We start from the raw sequence: 20,589 nt of genomic DNA on the forward strand, positions 1-20,589 counted from the left end.
CGGCGCGAAACCTGACAGGAGTTCGACGTGACCTGGATCACCAGGTGCCGGCGAGCGGTTCCCCGTGCTCGGCGGTCGGCCACTCGCGCGTCGCGCGGGCGAGCTTGGCCGGGTTGGCCTGGGCGTGGACGGCCGCGATGCCGTCGGCCGTCACGTCCAGCGCGAAGATCCCGACGACCCGCTCCTCGACCACCATGACCAGGGCGGGCACGCCGTTGGCGACGGCGGCGTACAGGTCGGGACGGCCGCCGACCATCTCCCACTTCGCCTCGCTCGGCGTGAACAGCGTGCGCAGGAACCGCGCCACCCGCAGGGCACCGGTGATCGGCCGCGGCACCGAGAAGACCGCGCCACCGCCGTCGCCGACGCTGACCGCGTCGTCGGCCAGCAGCTTGACCAGCGCGTCGGTCCGGCCGCTGAGCGCCGCGGCGAGGAACTCCTCGACGATCCTGCGGGCGGCGGCCGCGTCGACCGCGACCCGCCGCCGGTCCGCGGCCAGGTGCTGCTTGGCCCGCCGGTGGATCTGCTGGCAGTTCGCCTCGGTGAGGTCGAGCACCTCGGCGATCTCGCCGTGCGAGTACGCGAAGGCCTCGCGCAGCACGTAGACGACGCGTTCCCGGGCGGTCAGCCGCTCCATCAGCGTGAGCATCGCGATCGAGACGGACTCCCGCTGCTCGACCGTGTCGGACGGGCCGAGCATCCGGTCGCCGGCGAAGACGGGCTCGGGGAGCCACTGGCCGACGTAGGTCTCCCGCCGGGCCCGCGCCGAGGTCAGCCGGTTCAGGCAAAGGTTGGTGAGCACCTTGGTCAGCCACGCTTCGGGTGTCTCGACGAGCGCCCGGTCGGCGGACTGCCAGCGCAGGAAGGTGTCCTGGACGGCGTCCTCGGCGTCGCCCGCCGACCCCAGCAGGCGGTAGGCGATGGCTTCCAGCCTCGGCCTGGCGTTCTCGAACACCTCGACCTCGTGCGTCCCCAGTGGCATGGCGCAAGTCAACCACCGGCGCGTGCGAAGATCGCGGGGTGCCGCCGACTTCTTCCCGCCCGCGCTCGTTCTGGGACGACGCCGTGGTGTACCAGCTCTACGTCCGTTCGTTCGCCGACAGCGACGGCGACGGCGTCGGTGACCTCGGCGGGGTGATCGGGCGGCTCGGGCACATCGCCGGGCTCGGCGCCGACGCGATCTGGCTCAACCCGTGCTACCCGTCACCGCAGGCCGACCACGGCTACGACATCGCCGACTACCACGGCGTCAACCCCGAGTACGGCAGCCTCGAGACGTTCGACCGCCTGGTCGCCGAGGCGCACGCGCGCGGTCTGCGGATCCTGATGGACCTGGTGCCGAACCACTGCTCGGACCAGCACCCGTGGTTCACCGCGGCGCTGGCCGCCGGCCCCGGCTCGCCCGAGCGCGCGCGGTTCGTCTTCCGCGACGGCCGGGGCGACGAGCCGCCCAACAACTGGCAGTCGGTCTTCGGCGGGCCGGCGTGGACCAGGGTCACCGAACCCGATGGCACGCCGGGCCAGTGGTACCTGCACCTCTTCACCCGCGAGCAGCCGGACTTCGACTGGCGCAACCCGGAGGTCCTGGCGTACTTCGACGACGTACTGCGGTTCTGGTTCGACCGCGGTGTCGACGGCTTCCGCATCGACGTCTGCCACGGCCTGATCAAGGACGCGGCCCTGCGCGACTGGGACCCGGCGGGCGGCAGCTACAACGCCTACAGCTGGAACCGGCCGGAGGTGCACGAGATCTTCCGCCGCTGGCACGCGCTGGCCGCGGGCTACGGCCCGGACCGCGACCTGCTGCTGGTCGGCGAGGTCTGGGTCCCCGACCCGGCCGACCTGGACGCCTACCTGCGCCCGGACGAGCTGCACCAGGCGTTCTCGTTCGACCTGCTGGTCCAGCCGTGGGAGGTGGCCGCCCTGCGCGGCGCGATCGAGCGCGCCACGGCCCGCACGCAGGTCCACGGCGCCCCGGCGGCGTGGACGCTGGCCAACCACGACGTCCACCGGGCCGTGACGCGCTACGGCATCGTCCGCCCCGAGCCGGCCCCGGAGAGCAACGACGCCTTCGCGGCGCTGATGCGCCCGCGCGGCGAAGTCGACGCGGAGCTCGGAGGCCGCCGGGCCGGCGCGGCGCTGCTCCTGCTGCTGGCCTTGCCGGGCTCGGTGTTCCTGTACCAGGGCGAGGAACTCGGCCTGCCGGAGGTCCAGGACCTCCCGGACGAAGCCCGCCAGGACCCGGTGTTCCACCGGACGGGCGGCCTGGAGAAGGGCCGCGACGGCTGCCGCGTCCCCCTGCCGTGGACGGCGGACGCACCGGCGTTCGGGTTCGGCACGGGGAAGCCGTGGCTGCCGCAGCCGGAGTGGTTCGCCGAGTACGCGGTCGACGTCGAGGAGCGGGACGCGTCCTCGATGCTGCACCTCTACCGCCGGGCGGTCCGGGCGCGGAAGGAACTGCGCCTCGGCCGGCCGGGCCCGGTGGAGTGGCTGACGACGGGCGCGGACACGGTGCTCGCGTTCCGGCGCGGGGACCTGGTGTGCGTGCTCAACACGGGGACTACGCGGTTCACCGCGCCCGGCTCGTGGGGCGAAGTCGTGCTCGCCAGCCACGGATCCGATGTGGTGGCGGCTGATTCGGCCGCGTGGTTCAGGACCACGGGCTCCTGAACGGGTGATTCACGCCGGCGCAGCCGGTTCGACACCGAGGGCCGCGACCAGGTCGGCCACCCGGTGGTGTGCCTCCAACGGGTGACGCAACCGGCCTTCCGGGTGGATCTTGTAGTGGTTGCGCCGCCCGATGCGCTCGCGCTCCAGGTAGCCCTCGGCGATCAGGTCGGCGAGGATCAGCTGCACGCCGCGCTCGGTGATCCCGACTCGCTCGGCGATGTCGTGCAGCGTGCGGTCGGGATCCGCGGCCACGCAGAGCAGGACGTGCGCGTGGTTGCTGAGGAACGTCCACGAAGCCATACCGGCCACAGTAGACGTCCGAACTTGACAGACGAAGTGCAGTTCGTCATTCTGGTGGCACGGAGGGGAGTACCCGCCCGGTTCGGCATCGTCAGTCCGGCTGCCCGTGAGCAGCCCGGTGCCGGCGTCACCTGAGGGTGACCGGGGAGACCTCCGGTTCGTCACCGAACCGGAGGAGTGTGTCGTGACCGTTCCGTTCTGGGCCTGGGCCGCCGTGCTCGGCGTCATCCTGGCCATGCTCGCCGTCGACCTGGCGGCCCACCGCAAGGCCCCCGTCGTCGGCGTCCGCTCGGCGCTGGCGTGGTCCGGCGCGTGGGTGGTGCTGGGGCTCGCCTTCGGCGCCGTGGTCTGGTGGGTCTGGGGCGCGGAGTTCGCGGGCCAGTACTTCGCCGGCTACGTCATCGAAAAGTCCCTGGCCGTCGACAACGTCTTCGTGTTCGCGATCATCTTCGGCTACTTCGCCGTGCCCCGCGAGTACCAGCACCGCATCCTGTTCTACGGCGTGATCGGGGCCCTGGTGTTCCGGGCGGTGTTCATCGCGGCGGGGTCGGCGCTGATCGCGAGCTTCGCCTGGATCCTGTACGTGTTCGGCGCTTTCCTGGTCATCACCGGCGTGCGGATGGCGCTGCACCGCAGCGAAACCGTCGACTACGACCGCAACCCCGTGCTGCGGGTGTTCCGCCGGATCATCCCGACCACCGACGGCGACCACGGGGGCAAGTTCCTCGTCCGGCAGGCCGGCCGCTGGGTGGCCACGCCACTGCTGGCGGTCCTGGTCCTGATCGAGGTGACCGACGTCGTCTTCGCCGTCGACTCGATCCCGGCGATCTTCGCGGTTACGCAGGAACCGTTCCTGGTGTTCACCTCGAACGCCTTCGCGGTGCTGGGCCTGCGGGCGATGTACTTCCTGCTCGCCGACGTGATGCACCGGTTCGTGTACCTGAAGCTCGGCCTGGCGCTGGTGCTGGTGTGGGTCGGCGTGAAGATGCTGCTGCTGGAGATCTGGAAGATCCCGACGGCGCTTTCGCTGGGCGTGGTCGCCGCGATCCTCGCGACGGCGGTCACCGCCAGCCTCCTCAAAACCTCGGCTGTCTCCCGGAAGGAGTAGAAGATGCGCTTGATGATCCTCGCCGGAGGGCTCGTGCTGGCCCTGACGGGTTGCGGCGTGGCCGCGGAAACGGCGGGCCAGGTGAGCAACGCGGCTTCGACGGCGGCGGTCTGCGCGGACGCGGTCCGCATCGCCACGGCCGACCAGAACGTGACCAACCCCGAGGCGGCAACGGAACGAGCCCACGCGGCGGCGGACGAGCTGACGGGCCTGGCACAGAAGGCGGCGAACACCACGGCGGCCGAGGCGATCGACAGCCTGGCGACGACCCTGCGCGAGACAACGGTGGACGAGCTGGTGAAGACGCCGGCGGAGTGGGCCAGGAAGAAGGCGGACCAGGTGACGGCGCTGACGAAGGCCTGCGCCGGGTGACGTGGGTCGGGCGGGCGCCGCGGTTCGGCCGAGCGGGTGAGACGTCGGCAGGTCGGCTCGCCCCGCGGCCGGCGCCTCCGCCAAGGTTGCGCCGGCCGCCCAGCTCGCCTCCGCGCACCCGCTCACCCGGCGCCAACCGGCCAACCCGCCACGGCCTACCAACCCGACGAGCCGCACCGCCCAAGCCGGTGCCTTCGGCCGACCGGCGTGCATCGCCCGCCGCCCCAGCCGAGCCGCCCAGCCCGCCGCGGCCCGTCGTCCCCGGCGAGCCGCACCGCCCGATGGCCGCCCGAGCGGGCGCCGCCCGCCGAGCCGCCCAGCTCGCCTTCGCGCACGACCCGCCAACCAGCGCAAACTGGTCAACCTGCCGCAGCCCACCGCCCCCGGCGAGCCGCATCACCCCATGCTGCGCCGCGCGCCCGGGGCGGCCAACCCGCCGCAGCCCGAGCCTGCACCGCCCGAGCCGGCGCCGCCCAACCCACCGCTTCCGGCCGACCGGCGCGCATTGCCCACCCCAGCCGAGCCGTCCCCGCCCGCCGCCGTGACCCACCCCCAGGAGCCCCGATGACCGCCTCCCCCGCCTCCCCCGCCGCTTCCGGGGAGCTCACCGGGGTGGCCGGCTGGGCCGTCGGGCTCATGGAGTCGCTCGGGGGTCCCGGTGCCGCCGTCGTCGTCGGGCTCGACAACCTCTTCCCGCCCCTGCCCAGCGAGCTCGTCCTGCCCCTCGCCGGGTTCGCCGCCGGGCGGGGGGCCTTCAGCCTCGGTGGTGCCCTCTTCTGGACCACCCTCGGTTCCGTGGCCGGGGCCGTCGTCGTCTACCTGCTCGGGCTGCGGCTCGGGCACGACCGCACGCGCCGGCTCGTGGCGCGGGTTCCGCTCGTCGGGACCGCCGATTTCGACCGGACCGCCGCGTGGTTCGCGCGGCACGGCGGCAAAGCCGTCTTCTTCGGGCGGATGATCCCCGTCTTCCGCAGCCTCGTCTCGCTGCCCGCCGGCGTCGAACGGATGCCGTTCGGGCGGTTCCTGCTCTACACCACGGCCGGCAGCCTCGTCTGGAACACCGGGTTCGTCCTCGCGGGCTGGCTGCTCGGCGAACACTGGCCGCTCGTCGAGCGGTACGCGTCGTACCTCCAATACGTCGTGCTGACCGCGATCGCCGTCGCCATCGGGGTTTTCGTGATCAGGCGGCGCAAGCGCGGCTAGAGCCGGTCGGGCAGCCCGGCCGCCGTCACCAGCTGTGCGCCGTGGAACTTGACCGCGCGGGAGAAGCGGCCGCCGGTCACGGTGAACACCCACAGCCCGTCGGCGCGCCGGACGCCGGCGGCGTCCCGGCGGTAGCTGCCCGCCGCGGGCTGGCCGTTCGCCCGGGTGGGCAGCAACCGGGCGGCACCGCCCGGCGCGGCGAACGCGCGGTCCAGGAACGGCAGGCACACGGCCAGCCCCTGGAACCACACCGGGTGCGGCACGGCTTCGAGGCTGAAGTCGTCCCGGATGACCGCCCGCAGCGCCGTGGTGTCCTCGGCTTCGAAGGCCGCGATGTAGCGGTCGAGCAGCGCGCGCTCGGCTTCCGGGCCGAGCTCCGGCGGCCCGTCCAGGTCCAGTTCGTCGAGCCGGACGCGGGCCCGCTGCAGGAGGCTCTTCACCGCCGGCACGCTGACGCCGAGCGCGTCCGCGATCTCGGCGGCCGACCACGAAAGGACTTCGCGCAGCAGGAACGCGGCACGCTGCCGCGCCGGCAGGTGCTGCAACGCGGCCACCAGCGCGAGCCGGACGGACTCGCGCCGCACGACGACCTCGCCGGGGTCGCCGAGCACGGCGTCGGGCAGCGGCTCGAGCCACGCCACGGTGTCGTCGGCGAAGACGCGCGTCTCCGGGTCGTCCGACGGCGCCCCGAGCCCGGCGGGCAGCATGCGACGGCCGCGGTGGTTCAGCTCGGTGAGGCAGGTGTTGGTGGCGATCCGGTAGAGCCACGTCTTGAGGGAGGACCGGCCTTCGAAGCCGTCGACGCCCTTGGCGGCCTTGAGGTAGGTCTCCTGGACGGCGTCCTCGGCGTCCTGGTAGGACCCGGTCATCCGGTAGCAGTGCGCGACCAGCGCCGGGCGCAGCGAGCCGAACTCGTCCCGCAGCCGCTCCTCGGAAGACACCACACGCTCCTCGTTCGTCGTGGACATCGTCGATCATCCCCTTCCGAGGGCGGCGAGCAGCCGTTCGCCGGGCGGGCGGCCCGGCGGCAGGGTGACGGGCTCGGCGAACAGGCCCCGCCGGGTGCCCCGATCGAGCACCGACGGCAGTTCGGCGAGCAGCCGCCCGGCGAGCGGGCCGGGGATCGGCCTGGCCCGGTGCACGTCCCAGCCGTGCACGGCGGCTTCGATGGCGCCGACGACGACCAGCCGCCGGCACGGCAGCAGCCGCCCGTCGACGGCGACCGCCCGCCAGCCGCGGAGATCCGCGGCCGCCGACCCGAGCGCGGCGACGGCTCGGCCGAGGTCGCGCCGCAGGCTCCGGGCGGTGACGGGCCCGGCGCGCGGCGGCGGATCGGGCGGCACGGCACCGGAGGCGAGGGAGACGGCGACGCAGCGGAGGGAGAGGGTGAGGTGGGCGAGGGTGTCGGCGACGGTCCAGCCGTCGCAGGCCGAGGGACGCCCGAGATCGGCGAGCCCGACCTCGGCCGCCGAGGAAAGCGCATAGCCGAGCGCGGCGGTGAGCATCGCCTCGTCGGCCGGCCGAGCCGGCTCGGCTTCGGCGGCGGGAGGCGGTACGAGGGAATCGGCGGGGGCTCGCTCACGCACCGGGCACTCCCGCCGCAGCGCGCGACTTCCCCGGCCCGCCACACCCCACCGCCCCACAACCAACCGACAATCCCACCGCCCGCCGCACCCCCAGCCCGCCACACCCCACCGCCCCGCAACCAACCGACAATCCCACCGCCCGCCGCACCCCCGGCCCACCACACGCCACGACCGCCCCCTCACCCATGGGACACCCCCACCTTCTCCACCTCGCGCCGCAGCTCCGCCAGCCCATCACGCAACGCGGCCATCCCCGCCCGGTAGAACCGCGGCCCGAAGGACACCCTGGCGACCCCCAGCGACGCCAGCGTGCCCAGATCCAGTTCGGCCCCCGTGTTCCCGTTCACCGGCCCGCCCACGCCCGTCACGACACGCTCGAGGTCGGCCGCGCTCGACACCCCGATCGGGTACACGCAGTCCGCCCCGGCCGCGCGGTACAGCCGGCCGCGGCGGACCGCTTCGGCCGTTCGCTCGGGCTCGGGAATCGCGCCGGCCGGCAGGAAGGTGTCGATCCGCGCGTTGATCACCAACGCCGTCCCGGCCGCCGCGCGGATCGCCGCCAGCCGGTCCGCCTGCACCTCCGCGGGCACCAGTCCCCCGGCCCGGTGGTCGGTGTCCTCGATGTTGCAGCCTGCCGCCCCGGCGGCCAGCAGTTCCGCCACGAGCCGGTCGGGCTCCAGGCCGTAGCCGGCCTCGGCGTCCACCGTCACCGGGACCGGCACCGCGCGGGCGATCCGCGCCACCGCCGCGAACATCTCCCGCCACGGCGCGCGCTCACCGTCCCCGTGCCCCAGTGCGTCCGCCACCGCCGCACTGGAGGTCGCCACGACCGGGAACCCCGCCTCGACGACCAGCGAAGCGCTCTCCTCGTCCCACGCGTTCGGCAGCACCAGCAGCTCCCCGTGGTGCAGCCCGCGCAGCAGACCGGCCTTCGCATCAGACATCGCCCAGCTCCTTCACCGCATCGACCGGATCAACCGAACGCCGGGGGATGACGGCACCGGCCAGCGCGCCCAGCGCCGCGAGCACGGCGCTGACCACGGCCGCGGCCGCGAACCCGGCGGAGAACGCCGCACCCGACGCGTAACTGCCCGCCAGCGAGAACCCGGCGACCAGGACCGCGACGCCGAACGCCCCACCCAGCTGCCGCATCGCGCTGAACGCGCCTGAAGCCTTGCCGAGGAACCGCGGCGCGACCGACGTCAGCACCGCGCTCTGCGCCGCCGGCAAGCACATCGCGATCCCCGTCCCCGACAGCACCAGGGGCACGGCGATCGCCCAGTAGCCGATCTCCGGCCCGGCCACCAGGGCGATCCACAGCATCGCGACGGCGTGCAGCGCCAGCCCGGCCACGATGAACGGCCGTTCGCCGAACCGGCCGACCAGCCGGCCCGCCAGCTGCGGGACGACTGTCGTCGTCAGCCCCCACGGGGCCAGCCCGAGCCCGGCGGCGAGTGGGCCGTAGCCCAGCCCGTCCTGCAGGAACTGGGCCATGAAGAACACCGCGCCCAGCGCGGACGCCCAGTGGCAGAAGATCACGACGTTGCCGGCGGCGAACCGGCGGGAGCGGAACAGGTGCAGCGGCAGCATCGGGTGGGCCGCCTTCCGCTGCCACGCCACGAACGCGCCGAACGCGGCCAGGCCCGCGACGAGCGGTCCCAGCACCGTCACGCTGGCCCAGCCGGCCGCGTTGCCCTGGGCCATGGCCCAGACCACGCCGAACGATCCGGCGCCCGCCAGCACCAGGCCCGGGACGTCGAGGGCCGGGTCAGGGCCGTGGCTCTCTTCGGTCCGGGTCAGCGCGAAGTACGCCAGCGCCGCCCCGATCGGGACGTTGATCCAGAAGATCCACGGCCACGACACGCCTTCGACGATCGCGCCGCCCAGCAGCGGCCCCAGCGGCACCGCCACCCCGCTGACGCTCGCGAACACGCCGAGTGCCGCGGCCCGCAGCTCGGCCGGGAAGGCGGCCCCGAGCAGGGCGAGCGCGAGCGGCATGACGAACGCGGCGCCGGCGCCCTGCAGCACCCGCCCGGCGATGAGGACCTCCACGCCGGGCGCGATCGCGCAGAGCAGTGACGCCGCCGCGAACAGCGTCACCCCGGCCGCGAAGACCCGCCGCCGTCCCCAGCGGTCACCGGCCGCCGCCGCGGTCATGAGCAGGACGGCGAAGCTCAGGCCGTAGGCGTTGACCGTCCACTCGAGTTCGGTGACCGACGCGCCGAGGTCGGTCCGGATCGCCGTCAGCGCGGTCGACACGACCAGCGCGTCGAGGACGACCATGAACGACGCCGCCGAGGCGATGACCAGCACCCAGCGTCGTTGCGTCCGTCCCGCGGCCGGCGCCACCGGCATGGGTGTTGTCGTGGTGCGCACTCGTGTCTCCTTGCCTCCGGTCACCGGCCTCTCGCCGCTTCCGGAGACTTGGACACCGCCCGGGCGCCGGAGGAATCGGTGTCCGCCCGGTCGATCGGCGGCCCGGCCCGTCGAGCGAATTCCCGGGTGCCGTGGTCAGCGCCCTTTGCCGCTTTCCCCCGCACCAGGTGAAGCCGGAACCCCCGGGCCCCGCCACCGTGGGAACCGCCGCCGCTCGTCTCCCGGAGGATTCGCATGGTGCGTGCCACCCTCGCCGATGTCCCGGCTCGACGGTCCCGCAAGCCCCGGCGGCGCCGGGGCCGGGATCGGCGGGCGCACCGCCCCTTCCAGGGGATTGCCGACCGGTTCGGCCGCGGTGGGCAACCGCCGCCGGTTCCGTGGCCTCCCGAGACCGGGCCCGGAGCCGGCGGTCCCGCGCTCCCCCGCGCGCTCGTCGTGCTGCTCGGCGCCGCCGCCGCGGTGGTCGTGCTGGCCGGGGTCCAGGCCGTTGCCTGGTTCGCCGGGCCCGTTTTCCTCGCCCTCGTCGTCGTCATCACCCTCGATCCCGTCCGGACGTGGCTGCGGCGCAAGGGCCTGCCCCGCTGGCTGACCGTCGGCGTGCTGGTCGTCACCGTCTACGCGACCCTCGTCGGCTTCTTCCTCGTCTTCGTGGTGTCCGTCGCGCAGCTTTCGGTGCTGCTCCCGCACTACACCGGCCGCGTCGACGAACTCCTCCACGACGGCCTGACCGTCCTGGGCCGCTTCGGCGTCGGGGAAACCGAACTGCGGGCCATGCTGTCGTCGGTCGACACCGGCAAGCTCGTCGGACTGGCCGGCTCCCTGCTCGCCGGGGTCGGCGGCCTGGTCACCAACCTCGCCTTCCTGTTCGCCCTGCTGCTGTTCCTCAGCGCCGAAACCGCGTGGGCCGGCCGGCGCCTGGGCCGGATCGCGCGCGACCGGCCGTGGATTTCCGCTTCGCTGCGCGGTTTCGCGGCCGGCACCCGGCGGTACCTGGTCGTGACGACCGTCTTCGGCGGCCTCGTGGCGGCCCTCGACACCACCGCGCTCGCGCTGCTCGGCGTCCCGGGTGCGCTGCTGTGGGGCCTGCTCGCGTTCGTCACCAACTACATCCCGAACGTCGGCTTCGTGATCGGCGTCGCCCCGCCCGCGGTCATCGCCCTGCTCGACGGCGGCTGGCGCAGCCTGCTCGTGGTGCTCGTCGTCTATGCCGGGCTGAACTTCGTGGTGCAGTCGCTCATCCAGCCGCGCTTCGTGGCCGGCTCGGTCGGTCTGTCCACTTTGGTCACGGTGCTGGCGCTGGTGTTCTGGACGTGGCTGCTGGGCCCGCTCGGCGCGGTCCTCGCCGTCCCGGCGACCCTGCTGGCCAAGGCACTGCTGGTGGACGTCGACCCGCGGGCCCGCTGGGCCGAAGCGCTGCTGTCGGCTCCCCAACGCGAAACCGACTGAAGCCTCACGTCAAACCGTGCTGACGGGCGACCACAACCGCCGAACGCCGGTTGTTCACCCCGAGCTTCCCGTAGATCGCCCGCACATGCGTCTTCACCGTGTTCACCGACACCGTCAGATCCGACGCGATCTCGTCCAACGACCGCTGCGACGGCAGCCGCTGCAACACCACCTGCTCGCGGTCGGTCAAGCTGCTCGCCGGAGCGTGCGGCACGAGCCGTCCGCGGACCGCCTGGGCGAAGCGGTCCAGGGCACCGAAGCCGCCGGAGTGGTCGATCAGCAGGTGGGCGACCTGGGGCTCGGCCAAGGCGAACGGCCGCACCAGGCCGTCCGGCCGGGCCAGTGCCAGCGCGCGGTCCAGCGCGTGCAGTGCCTTGGTCCGCCGGTGGGACCGCAGTGCCAGCGCGGTTTCCGCCAGGCACCGGTCGACCGGGGTGGCCGGCAGCAACGAAGTGGCCCCCGCGGTGTCGCGCAGAACCGCCTCGGCCGCCGCCGGTTCGTCCGCGGCCAGGTGGGCGCGGACCCGCAGAAGCGCCAGCTCGCCGCTACCGGGCAGCCGCTCGTGCATCCACGCGAGCACCTCCGCCGCGTGCACGCCCTCGGCGAGGGCGAGGGCCGCGTGGTACTCGCTGACGCCGCACACGCCCACGAACTCGGGCGGCAGGTCCAACCCGGCGAGCCGGTGCCGGGCCACGCGCATCACTTCCGAGCCCGCCGTCCGGTCGCCGTCGTCGAAGCGCACCATGCCTTCGAAGAACGTGCGCAGCGGGGCCAGCAGCGGGGCGCCACCGGGCACCTCCGCCGCGGCCGCCTGGGCCAGTTCGCGGGCCGCGGCCACCGGCTCGGCGCGCATCAGGTCGTCGTAGGCCAGCATCAGGTGGCACTCCGCGACGCCCGGGGTCCGGCGCCAGCCGTGGCGCCGCGCGACGGCGAGCGCTCCGGTGCAGGCGCGCCGCATCGCGCGGTGGTCGCCGCCGACGGCGGTGGCCACGGCCAGCGCCAGCCTGCTGTGCAGCACCAGGTGGTCGAGCCGGTCGCCCTGGGCCAGGCGCAGGGCTTCCTGCCCCTGGGTGACGGCGTGCCGCCGGGCCCCGCGGCGCAGCGACCGCCACGCCCGGTCGAGGGTGACCCAGGCGTCGAAACCGGACGGCCGGGCCTCCGGAAGCGTGTTCTCCGGCGGCTGTTTCCCGGTGACCAGCGCCAGGTGGCGGGCGGCGAGCGGCCACAGCTCGTGGCCGTGGTCCGCCGCGCCGAGGTCGGCCGCGGCTTCGTCGGGCAGGCCGCGCTGGACGTTCTCCAGCGCCGAGGCCAGCCGCAGCGCCGGGCTCGCGGCGACCGCCGCGGCCCCCAGGTAGGTGAGCGCGATCCGCACCGGCTCGCCGTCACCGGCCAGCACCTGGCGGACGGCGTGCTCGCGGGCCAGGCCGAGGACGCGCTGCCGGTCGCGGCCCGCGACCGCGTGCCGGAGCGCCTCCCCGAAGCGGCCTTCGCCGACGTACCAGCGGGCGGCGATCCCGTGCAGCCGCGGCACGCTCCCCGGGTCCCGCCGGGCCAGCTCGGCCCGCAGGAACCCGCGGAGCAGCGGCGGCAGCCGGTAGGTGTCGGCGGGCGTGCGCGTGACGAGCCCCATCGCCCGCTCGAGCTCGTCCAGCCGGGCGCCCGCGTCCGCCCGGCCCGACAGGCGGACCGCGAGGGTCGCCCCGACGGCGTCGCAGACACTGAGGCGCAGCAGCAGATCCGACGTCGGAGCGGGCAGCCGCGCGAGGACTTCGTCGGCGAAGAACCGGGCCACCGCCCGTTCGTCGCCGGTGACGGAGGCGACGAGCCGATCGGCGTCGTCGGCGTCGCGCACCGAAACGGCGGCCCAGCCCAGCGCCGCGGCCCAGCCACCGGTGCGTTCGGTGAGTTCACGGACGCGGTCGTCCCCCACCACGCTTCCGCATGACCGCAACAGGTTCGCCGTTTCCCGGGCGGTGAACCGGAGTTCGGCCGCCTCCACCCGGGACAGGACGCCTTCGACGTGCAGCCGGGCCAGCCGCAGCCGCGGCTCGACCCGGGTGACGAGGACCAGCCGCAGGGCGGCGGGCAGGTGGCGGGCCAGTGCCGCGAGCGCCTCCAGTGGTTCCGCGCGGGCGATCTCCTGCAGGTCGTCGAGCACCAGCCGCACCGGGTGGCCCGGCCCGGCGAGCGCGTCGTCCAGATCGGCCAGGAAGGCCCGCCGCCGCCCGGGCGCCGGCGGGCCGAGCCGGTCCAGACCACGGTCGCCGGGTACCGCGGGACAGCGGCGCAGCGCGCCGAGGATGGCCGCCCACAACCGGGACTCGTCGTTGTCGTCCTCGTCCAGGGCCACCCAGGCGACGTCGTGGCCGTCGCCGGCCCAGCCGGCCAGCGCGGTGGTCTTGCCGGCCCCGGCCGGCGCCCGGACCACCGTGACGGGCCGGGTGGTGGCGCGGTCCAGCACCGCGGCCAGCCGGGGCCGGGGGACGAAGATGCCCGGCAGCCGCGGCACCGCGACCTTCACCCCGGGCACCGGCCGGAACTCCGGCGTCGTTCGTTCGGGCACGTGAACCTCTCGGCTGTCGGGAGAATGCGCCCCGGATCCGCGGTCGACGCCGGGCGAGGGGCCACGACACTACTGATCACCCGTGTCCGGCCGGGACGCCGGGGTCACCAGATTTCGTAGGTCGATTCGTCGCCGTGCACGATGACGGCCCAGATCACCAGGACGTCGAGCGCGATCACGATCAGGCCCCAGAACGGATACGCGGACAGGAAAGCCAGCTGCGCCAGCGCGTTGAACCCGGCGAGCGCGACCGTGACGACCCGCGCCCACTGCGCGCCGGTGAACAGCGCGATGCCGGTCACCACGACGAGCAGCCCGACGATCAGGTGGAGCCAGCCCCAGCCGGCCAGCGAGAAGACGAGCAGGCCGGACGGGCCGACCACGTAGTAGTCCCGGTCGAACAGCGCGACCGCGCCTTCGACCACGTTGAACAGTCCGGCCAGGACGGTGATCGCCCCGGCGAACCAGATCCAGCCGACCCGCCGCGACCGCGCGACGGCCCGGTCCGGGGGCAGCGGCGCCCGTGCGCCGGTCGTTCCGGCCCGGGGCTGCATGGGTTCGGTCATGGTCGGTCTCCTCGTTCCTCGGGTGGGCTGCGGACCCGGGCGATCATGGTCGGTTGCCGGTTCACCGGTCCTCGCCCGACCCAGGTGAGATCAGCCGCCCCGGCCGCGGGCTCACACGGCGTGGGCGATGCCGCCCGCCCGCACCCGGGGAACCGTTCGGCACGAACACCGATCCGCGAACCGAGGAGGATGTCGTGTCCACGTTGACCGTTTGGCGGTTCCCGACCGTCGAAGGTGCCGAAAACGCGCTGGATCTGCTCCGGCAGCTGCAGAAGCAGCAGTTGATCTCGATCGCCGATGCGGCATACGTGTCGTGGCCCGAAGGCCGGAAGAAGCCGAAGACCAAGGACCTCGGCAACCTGACCGGCGCCGGCGCGCTGGGCGGGGGCTTCTGGGGCCTGCTGTTCGGCCTGATCTTCCTGGTGCCGTTGCTGGGCATGGCCGTCGGCGCGGCGATCGGCGCGCTGACCGGGTCGCTGAGCCACGTCGGGATCGACACGGAGTTCATCGACACCGTCCGGTCCCAGGTGACGCCGGGAACGTCCGCGCTGTTCGTGATGTCCGAGGACACCGTGCTGGACCGGGTGGTGGAGCCGTTCAAGGAAACCGGCGCCACGCTGCTGAGCACCAACCTGTCGGACGTCGAAGAGGCCCGGCTGCGCGAGGCCTTCAGTGAGGCGCCGCAGCCGCAGCCGCGGTAACCCCGGCGAGCCACGGGCAGGACCGCGGCGACGCCCCCGAGCGCCGCCGCGGTCCCCGTGGGAGGTTCACCCGCCCCGCGCGCTCCCCCGAGAGCGCCGCCGGGGCCGGCCGGACGGGATGGCCAAGCGCGGCGCCGGCCGGGCGGGGAGATCCCCGTGGCGCACCCGCCGGCGGCCCGGCGTCCGCTTCGTCATCACCGCACCTCCACGGCTCACCCTGGGGCCCGCGCCGCCGCAGGTCGTCACCCGTGGTGGATGACTCCCCGCTTCACCCCCGGCGGGCGACGCCGCGACCGGTCGCGCGGGCCGACGATCCGTCCCATGACTCTCACCGAAAACGAGACCGCGGCCCCCGACGTGCGGATCGCCAAGGCCCGCACCGCACGCACCGCCGTCCCGGCGGAGGCGCACGCCGCATTCCCGAGCCCGGTCCGGCGCGCCGATCCCCTGACCCTGCTGGGCCGCCAGGACCGCGACCGGGTCCCGGAACTGCGGCCGCTGCGCTACGGCCGGATGGCGGCCTCGCCGCTGGCCTACTTCCGCGGGGCCGCGCTCCCGGCCGCGGCCGACCTCGCCCTGACCCCGCGGACCGGGTTCGGCGTCCAGGCGTGCGGGGACGCCCAGCTCGCCAATTTCGGCCTGTTCACCGCGCAGGGCCGCCGGCTGGTGTTCGACTTCGCCGACTTCGGGGAGACCCTGCCCGCGCCGTGGGAATGGGACGTCAAGCGGCTGGCCGCGAGCTTCGAGGTCACCGGCCGGGAGAACGGCCACGCCGCGGCGGTGCGACGGCGCACCGTGCTCGCCGCGGTCGAGGCCTACCGCCTGGCCATGCACGACTTCGCGCGCCGCACCGCGCTCGACATCTTCTTCGCCCCGGCCGACGCCCGGACGCTGCGGACCGTCGCGGCCCACCGGCTCGGCCCCCGGAACGGGCGCGCCGCCGGCGTCCGGCGGTTCACCGAGATCCGCGACGGGCACCTGCGGCTGGCCGAGCGGCCGCCGTCCGTCGTCCCGGCGGGCCGCCTGGCCGGTGACGGCGACCCGGCGACGCTGACCGACCGCCTCGGCGTCGTGCTGACGCACTACCGGCGCACGCTCGGTCCCGCGCGGCGGGCGCTGCTGGACCGCTACCGGCTCGCCGACGCGGCCCGCACGGTGACCGGGCCGGGTGACGTCGGCACGCGGTCGTGGGTGGTGCTGCTCGTCCGCACCGGCACCGGGGACCCGCTGTTCCTGCAGTTGCAGGAGGCCCGGCCGTCGGTGCTGCAGGAGTACACCGGCACCACCGTGGCGGGCGGCCCGGCCCGGCGGGTGGTCACCGGCCAGCGGCGGATCCAGGCCACCGGCGACGTCTTCCTCGGCTGGGCCCGCGCCGGGCTCGACGGCCGGACCGCCGACTTCCACGTCCGCCGGCTGCGGGACGAGCAGCCCGCCGCCGACGTCACCACGATGGGCCCGGACGTGCTGCGCGCGCACGCGCGGCTGTGCGGGTGGACGCTGGCCCGGGCGCACGCCCGCACCGGGGATGCCCTCGCCATCGCCGCCTACCTGGGCTCCGGCCCGGCGTTCGCCGAAGCCGTCCGTCAGTTCGCGACGGCCTGCGCCGACCAGAACGAACGCGACCACGCCGCGCTGCGGCAGGCGATCCGCGCCGGGCACGTCACGGCGACCGCCGCGTCGTGAGCGGATCAGCCCGCGCGCTGCACCACCGGCAGCTCCCGCACCCGGTGCACCGATTGCACGTGCATTCCGAGCGCCTCGAGCCGCCGCAGGATCACCGGAAGGCTTCCCGGATCGGCGACGGTCCCGAAAACTATTGTTTCCGGCGGCACCGGCACCACGAGCACGCCACGGAAATCCTCGACGCCTTCGGCGGCCCGTTCCGGAATGGCACCCGCGCCCCGGAAGACGTAATTGGCGCCCGCGGCGAGACCGAGGAGGCCCGTCCCGCTCACCGGGCACCCCGGTCGCGGCGGGGGCGGCCCGCCGAGAACCACGCGCGGGCGACGATCGCCGCGTCCAGCAGGATCACCGCCGCCGACCAGCCGCGGGCCGGCAGGAAGATCAGCCGGGCGACCAGGTCGGCACCGGCGCGGACGCCGGTGCGCAGCTCGGTCACCGGGATGCAGGCGGACAGGGCGACGGCCAGCCCGAGCAGCACCGAACCGGCGCTGATCCGGCCGGTCCGCACCACGTCGAGGACCACGACCTCACCCGGCCCGAGCCAGCAGAACTGGGAAACGGCGAATCGCCGCGGACGTTTCCCCGGGGCATCTCCACGATTTTTCACCCGGCACACCATTGTGCCGCTCGCCGTTGTTCTCTTCGCCCGCAGCGGGTGAGCCTGCCCAATTGCGTGACAGGATCCGCGAGGAATTATCCGCAACCGATCGCGAAGGAGGAACCGACATGCGGCAGTGCCACGACGTCGGAGTGCGAAGACGGGTACCGAGGACCAAGATCACCGTGCCCGGGCCGCCCGCGGACTTCGTGTCGCGCCCGCGGCTGCTCGGCGTCCTCGACGAGGCGGGCGAAGCCGCCCTGGTGTTCGTCGGCGCCCCGGCCGGGTTCGGCAAGACCGTGCTGCTGGCCGAGTGGGCCCGGTACCGGGACGGCGAAACGGTCGCCTGGCTGTCGGCCGACGCCGACGACAACGATGACCGGCTCTTCTGGTCCGCGGTTCTCGAAGCCTTCGGCCGCTGCGGCCGGATCCCCCGGGACAACCCGCTGCGGTGGCTGGCGGTGCCCACCGCACCGAGCACCGACCTCGCCTTCCTGGCCCGGGTCGCCGACGCGCTCGACACGCTGCCCGAACCGGTCGTGCTCGTCCTCGACAGCGCTCAGGAGATCACCGCACCCGGTCCGTGGCAGGGGTTGCGGTCGCTGGTCCGCCACCAGCCGGCGGGCCTGTGCCTGGCGGTCGCGAGCCGGCGGGAACCGCCGCTGCCGCTCGGCCGGGCCCGGCTCGCCGACCGGCTCGTCGAGATCGGTGCGTCCCGGCTGCGCTTCACCGCCGAAGAGGCGACCGTCCTGCTGGCCACGGCCGGCCCGGCGATCCCGCGGGACCAGCTCGCCGGGCTGGTCGCCCGGACCGGCGGCTGGCCGGCCGGGTTGCGGCTCGCCACGGCGTCCGCGACCCGGCACGGCAGCCTGCGGGACTTCGCCACCGGCCGGGACGGCGCCGTGCTGGCCTACTTGACCGACGAAGTGCTCGCCGCGCTGAGCGCGGCGCAGCGGGAGCTGCTGCGGACGATCAGCATCTGCGACGACGTGCCGGCCGGGCTGGCGCCGGTGCTCTCCGGCCGGGCGGACGCCGAGGCGGCGCTGCGCGAGCTCGGCGGCCCGGCCACCCAGGTGGTCGAGTCCGTGGGTGCTCCGCCGAACCACCGCGTGCTGCCGTTGCTGCGCACCTACCTGCGCGCGGAGCTGCAGCGGCGCGCGCCGGACCGGACGCGGGCCCTGCACGCGAAGGCGGCCCGCTGGTTCGCCGGGCAGGACCGGCCCGCGCCGGCGTTGCTCCACAGCGTCCGGTCGGGACATCCCGGCCGGGTCGGCGAGCTGCTGAGCGAGCACGCCGTGACGCTGTTCCTCGCGGGCGAGCACCAGGTCCTGCGGCTGGCGCTGTCCCTGCTGGAGGACCGCCGGATCCCGGCCGGAGCACCGGCCGCGCTGATCTCGGCCGGGCTGTGCCTGGAGGCGGCCGAGACGTCGGCGGCGGCCCTGCAGCTGGCCCGCGCGGAGGCGTCGTGGCCGGAGCGACCGGCGCCGGAGCTGCTCGTCCTGCGGCAGCTGATGTACGCGTGGCTCGCCCAGCTCGACCACGCCGCGGCCCCGGCGGCACCGGCGGGCGAGGAGCCGTCCGGTGACTCCGGGCTGGCCGGTCTCGCGACCGTGCACCACGCCGGGGTGCTGATCGCCCGTGACGAGCGCGAGGCCGCCCGGGAAGCCCTGCTGCGGGTCCTCGGCGCGGCCGAACGGGCCCGCGAGGACTTCACCGTCGCCCAGTGTCTCACCACGCTGGCCGAGCTGGCCTGCCACGACGGCGACTACCGGGCGACCGAGACGCTGGCCCGGCGGGCCGCCGCCCGCCTGGATCCCCCGCGCTCGCTCCAGGGCGCCAGGGCCGGGGCCCTGCTGGCCTACGGCGCCTTGCTGCGCGGCGAACCGGCGGACTGCCTCAAGCACGCGAAACGGATCGGCCGGCTGCTCGGGGACGCGCCCGCGCGGGCGGCCGGGGAGCTGCGGCTGTTCGCCGAAACCCTGCGCGGCGCGGCGGAGTTCGAGCTGGGAGCCTGGCACGCGGGCCTGCGGCGGATGCGCCGGGCCCGCACCCGCCTCGGCACGGGACGGGCGTGCCCGCCCGGGCACGCGGCGCTGTGCGCGGTCCTGGAGCAGCGCGCGGCGCTCCGGCTGGGTGCGGCGGGGCAGGCCAGGGAGACGGTCCGCTGGGCCCTCCCCATCCTCACCGGTTCGGGTGAGCTGCTGCTGATGCGCGCCCGGACCCAGCTGCGGCTCGGCCGCCACCACGCGGCGGGCTCGCTCCTGCGCTCGTTGCCGGACGAGGAAGCTCCGATGCAACTACGGTGGGCGGCGATCGAAGCGGCACTGCTCGGGGTGCAGGCGGCGCTGGCGTCCGGGGCTCCGGACCGCGCGGCCCGGTTGCTGGACGAAGCCCTGCGCGCCGCCGAACCCACCGGCGTCCGGTTCCCGTTCGTGTTCGGTCCACCGGAGCTGATCGCGTTCCTGACCAGCAGGCTCGGCGGACTGGGCGCGGGCGAGCGGTTCGCGGGCGAGATCCTCGCCGTCCGGCGCCGGTTGCGGACGCCGCCGATGCCGGCGCCGCTGACCGAACGCGAGCGCAGCGTCCTGCGCCTGCTGCCGACGCAGCGGTCGATCGACGAGATCGCCCAGGACCTGACCGTCTCGCCGAACACGGTGAAGACGCACGTCCGCGGGATCTACACGAAGCTGGACGTCCGCAGCAGGCGCGAGGCCGTGGCGATCGCGCGGGAACGGGGGCTGCTGGACGCGGAGGTCGCCGACTTCTCGGTGTGAGCGGGCGGGTCCGGGCTGCGCGGGGTGGGAGCAGCGCGGACCGCCCGCGGCGGCCGGGAAAGCGCGGGCCGGCCTCCGCCCGCGCTCGCCCCACCCGCCGCGGGTGAGGCGGGCACCTCCGGGATCCGGTCGAGTTGGGCCGGGCACGTTCCGCACGTGCCCGGCCCCGATTCCCCGGACGAGGAGTTTCGATGACCCTGGCGAGCGCGGAATACCCGTTCCTCGACCTCATGTGGACCATGCTGGTCTTCTTCTGCTGGATCGCCTGGTTCTGGCTGCTGTTCGTGGCCTTCGGCGACCTCTACCGCCGCGACGACGTCTCCGGCTGGGCCAAGGCGGGCTGGACCGTCCTGCTCATCCTGCTGCCCTTCTTCGGCATCCTGCTCTACCTGCTCACCCAGGGCAGGCACATCCTCGATCGGCAGCGGGCGCGCGAAGCGGCCACCCGGCGGCGGTTCGACGACTACGTGCGCTCGGTGTCCACATCGGACACCGGCGGCGCCGCGCAGATCGCCGAAGCCCGGCGGCTGCTGGAGGAGGGCGTCATCGACGACGCGGAATACCAGGCACTCAAGCGGAAGGCACTGGCGCGTTGACCCGCCGGTGGCGGTTCGTCCACCTCGCGGTGCTCCGGCCGCTGCTC

19 protein-coding genes are annotated in these 20,589 nt (G+C 74.6%); 9 read left to right on the forward strand and 10 right to left on the reverse strand.

What is annotated here, in order from left to right:
- Positions 1-37: 37 nt before the first annotated feature.
- Positions 38-982 (reverse strand): RNA polymerase sigma-70 factor, encoded by a 945-nt coding sequence (locus ABZX11_RS34150; RefSeq protein ID WP_354920911.1) that lies wholly within the window; start codon positions 980-982, stop codon positions 38-40.
- A 38-nt stretch (positions 983-1,020) separates the two neighbouring features.
- Here ABZX11_RS34150 and ABZX11_RS34155 point away from each other — a divergent pair, with 38 nt between their 5' ends.
- On the forward strand, positions 1,021-2,670 hold the full coding sequence (locus tag ABZX11_RS34155) for a glycoside hydrolase family 13 protein (protein ID WP_354920914.1): 1,650 nt from the start codon (positions 1,021-1,023) through the stop codon (positions 2,668-2,670).
- Positions 2,671-2,679: 9 nt separating this feature from the next.
- Here ABZX11_RS34155 and ABZX11_RS34160 read toward each other — a convergent pair whose 3' ends face one another.
- Positions 2,680-2,970 carry a winged helix-turn-helix domain-containing protein gene (locus tag ABZX11_RS34160; protein ID WP_176170289.1) on the reverse strand — a complete coding sequence of 97 codons (291 nt, stop codon included), beginning with the start codon at positions 2,968-2,970 and terminating at the stop codon, positions 2,680-2,682.
- 184 nt (positions 2,971-3,154) lie between these two features.
- Between ABZX11_RS34160 and ABZX11_RS34165 the strand changes: the two genes are divergently transcribed.
- The 3 genes from ABZX11_RS34165 (at position 3,155) to ABZX11_RS34175 (ending at position 5,653) form a co-directional block, all read left to right on the forward strand.
- The gene (locus tag ABZX11_RS34165; protein ID WP_176170290.1) at positions 3,155-4,078 is read left to right on the forward strand and encodes a TerC family protein; all 924 of its coding nucleotides are present in this window, start codon (positions 3,155-3,157) and stop codon (positions 4,076-4,078) included.
- A gap of 3 nt (positions 4,079-4,081) precedes the next feature.
- Entirely contained in the window at positions 4,082-4,450 is a 369-nt protein-coding gene (locus ABZX11_RS34170; protein ID WP_354920918.1) for a bacteriophage spanin2 family protein, read from the forward strand.
- Positions 4,451-5,014: 564 nt separating this feature from the next.
- A complete protein-coding gene (locus tag ABZX11_RS34175; protein ID WP_354920921.1) occupies positions 5,015-5,653 on the forward strand; it encodes a DedA family protein in 639 nt (212 codons plus the stop codon).
- Here ABZX11_RS34175 and ABZX11_RS34180 read toward each other — a convergent pair.
- The 4 genes from ABZX11_RS34180 to ABZX11_RS34195 all read right to left on the reverse strand — a co-directional run bounded on the left by ABZX11_RS34180 (position 5,650) and on the right by ABZX11_RS34195 (position 9,615).
- Positions 5,650-6,594, reverse strand: coding sequence for an RNA polymerase subunit sigma-70 (locus ABZX11_RS34180; RefSeq protein WP_354920924.1), 945 nt, complete (start codon positions 6,592-6,594; stop codon positions 5,650-5,652). The genes ABZX11_RS34175 and ABZX11_RS34180 overlap by 4 nt on opposite strands.
- Positions 6,595-6,627: 33 nt before the next feature.
- Positions 6,628-7,239: a maleylpyruvate isomerase family mycothiol-dependent enzyme gene (locus ABZX11_RS34185; RefSeq protein ID WP_354920927.1), complete on the reverse strand. Its 612-nt coding sequence runs from the start codon at positions 7,237-7,239 to the stop codon at positions 6,628-6,630.
- 179 nt (positions 7,240-7,418) lie between these two features.
- Positions 7,419-8,183, reverse strand: a complete 765-nt coding sequence (locus tag ABZX11_RS34190) for an isocitrate lyase/phosphoenolpyruvate mutase family protein (protein ID WP_354920930.1) — start codon at positions 8,181-8,183, stop codon at positions 7,419-7,421.
- The gene (locus ABZX11_RS34195; RefSeq protein ID WP_354920933.1) at positions 8,176-9,615 is read right to left on the reverse strand and encodes a DHA2 family efflux MFS transporter permease subunit; all 1,440 of its coding nucleotides are present in this window, start codon (positions 9,613-9,615) and stop codon (positions 8,176-8,178) included. Before ABZX11_RS34195 ends, ABZX11_RS34190 begins: the two co-directional genes overlap by 8 nt.
- A gap of 234 nt (positions 9,616-9,849) precedes the next feature.
- Here ABZX11_RS34195 and ABZX11_RS34200 point away from each other — a divergent pair, with 234 nt between their 5' ends.
- Complete coding sequence (locus tag ABZX11_RS34200; protein WP_354920936.1) at positions 9,850-11,061, forward strand: AI-2E family transporter; 1,212 nt, start codon at positions 9,850-9,852, stop codon at positions 11,059-11,061.
- 4 nt (positions 11,062-11,065) lie between these two features.
- Here the strand turns inward: ABZX11_RS34200 and ABZX11_RS34205 are convergent, their stop codons facing one another.
- A complete protein-coding gene (locus ABZX11_RS34205) occupies positions 11,066-13,624 on the reverse strand; it encodes a LuxR C-terminal-related transcriptional regulator (RefSeq protein WP_354920939.1) in 2,559 nt (852 codons plus the stop codon).
- A gap of 104 nt (positions 13,625-13,728) precedes the next feature.
- On the reverse strand, positions 13,729-14,190 hold the full coding sequence (locus tag ABZX11_RS34210; protein ID WP_354920942.1) for a hypothetical protein: 462 nt from the start codon (positions 14,188-14,190) through the stop codon (positions 13,729-13,731).
- 194 nt (positions 14,191-14,384) lie between these two features.
- Between ABZX11_RS34210 and ABZX11_RS34215 the strand changes: the two genes are divergently transcribed.
- Positions 14,385-14,891, forward strand: coding sequence for a DUF1269 domain-containing protein (locus ABZX11_RS34215; RefSeq protein WP_354920945.1), 507 nt, complete (start codon positions 14,385-14,387; stop codon positions 14,889-14,891).
- A 321-nt stretch (positions 14,892-15,212) separates the two neighbouring features.
- Entirely contained in the window at positions 15,213-16,574 is a 1,362-nt protein-coding gene (locus ABZX11_RS34220) for a DUF2252 domain-containing protein (RefSeq protein ID WP_354920948.1), read from the forward strand.
- A gap of 5 nt (positions 16,575-16,579) precedes the next feature.
- Here the strand turns inward: ABZX11_RS34220 and ABZX11_RS34225 are convergent, their stop codons facing one another.
- Positions 16,580-16,846 carry a hypothetical protein gene (locus ABZX11_RS34225; RefSeq protein ID WP_354920951.1) on the reverse strand — a complete coding sequence of 89 codons (267 nt, stop codon included), beginning with the start codon at positions 16,844-16,846 and terminating at the stop codon, positions 16,580-16,582.
- On the reverse strand, positions 16,843-17,097 hold the full coding sequence (locus tag ABZX11_RS34230; RefSeq protein ID WP_354920954.1) for a hypothetical protein: 255 nt from the start codon (positions 17,095-17,097) through the stop codon (positions 16,843-16,845). Before ABZX11_RS34230 ends, ABZX11_RS34225 begins: the two co-directional genes overlap by 4 nt.
- A gap of 203 nt (positions 17,098-17,300) precedes the next feature.
- Here ABZX11_RS34230 and ABZX11_RS34235 point away from each other — a divergent pair, with 203 nt between their 5' ends.
- Together ABZX11_RS34235 and ABZX11_RS34240 are read left to right on the forward strand one after the other, a co-directional pair.
- Entirely contained in the window at positions 17,301-19,946 is a 2,646-nt protein-coding gene (locus ABZX11_RS34235; protein WP_354920957.1) for a LuxR C-terminal-related transcriptional regulator, read from the forward strand.
- Between the two features lie 191 nt (positions 19,947-20,137).
- The gene (locus ABZX11_RS34240; RefSeq protein WP_354920960.1) at positions 20,138-20,542 is read left to right on the forward strand and encodes an SHOCT domain-containing protein; all 405 of its coding nucleotides are present in this window, start codon (positions 20,138-20,140) and stop codon (positions 20,540-20,542) included.
- Positions 20,543-20,589 lie beyond the last annotated feature (47 nt).

It is taken from the genome of Amycolatopsis sp. NPDC004169, from assembly GCF_040610315.1.
GTDB lineage: Bacteria > Actinomycetota > Actinomycetes > Mycobacteriales > Pseudonocardiaceae > Amycolatopsis.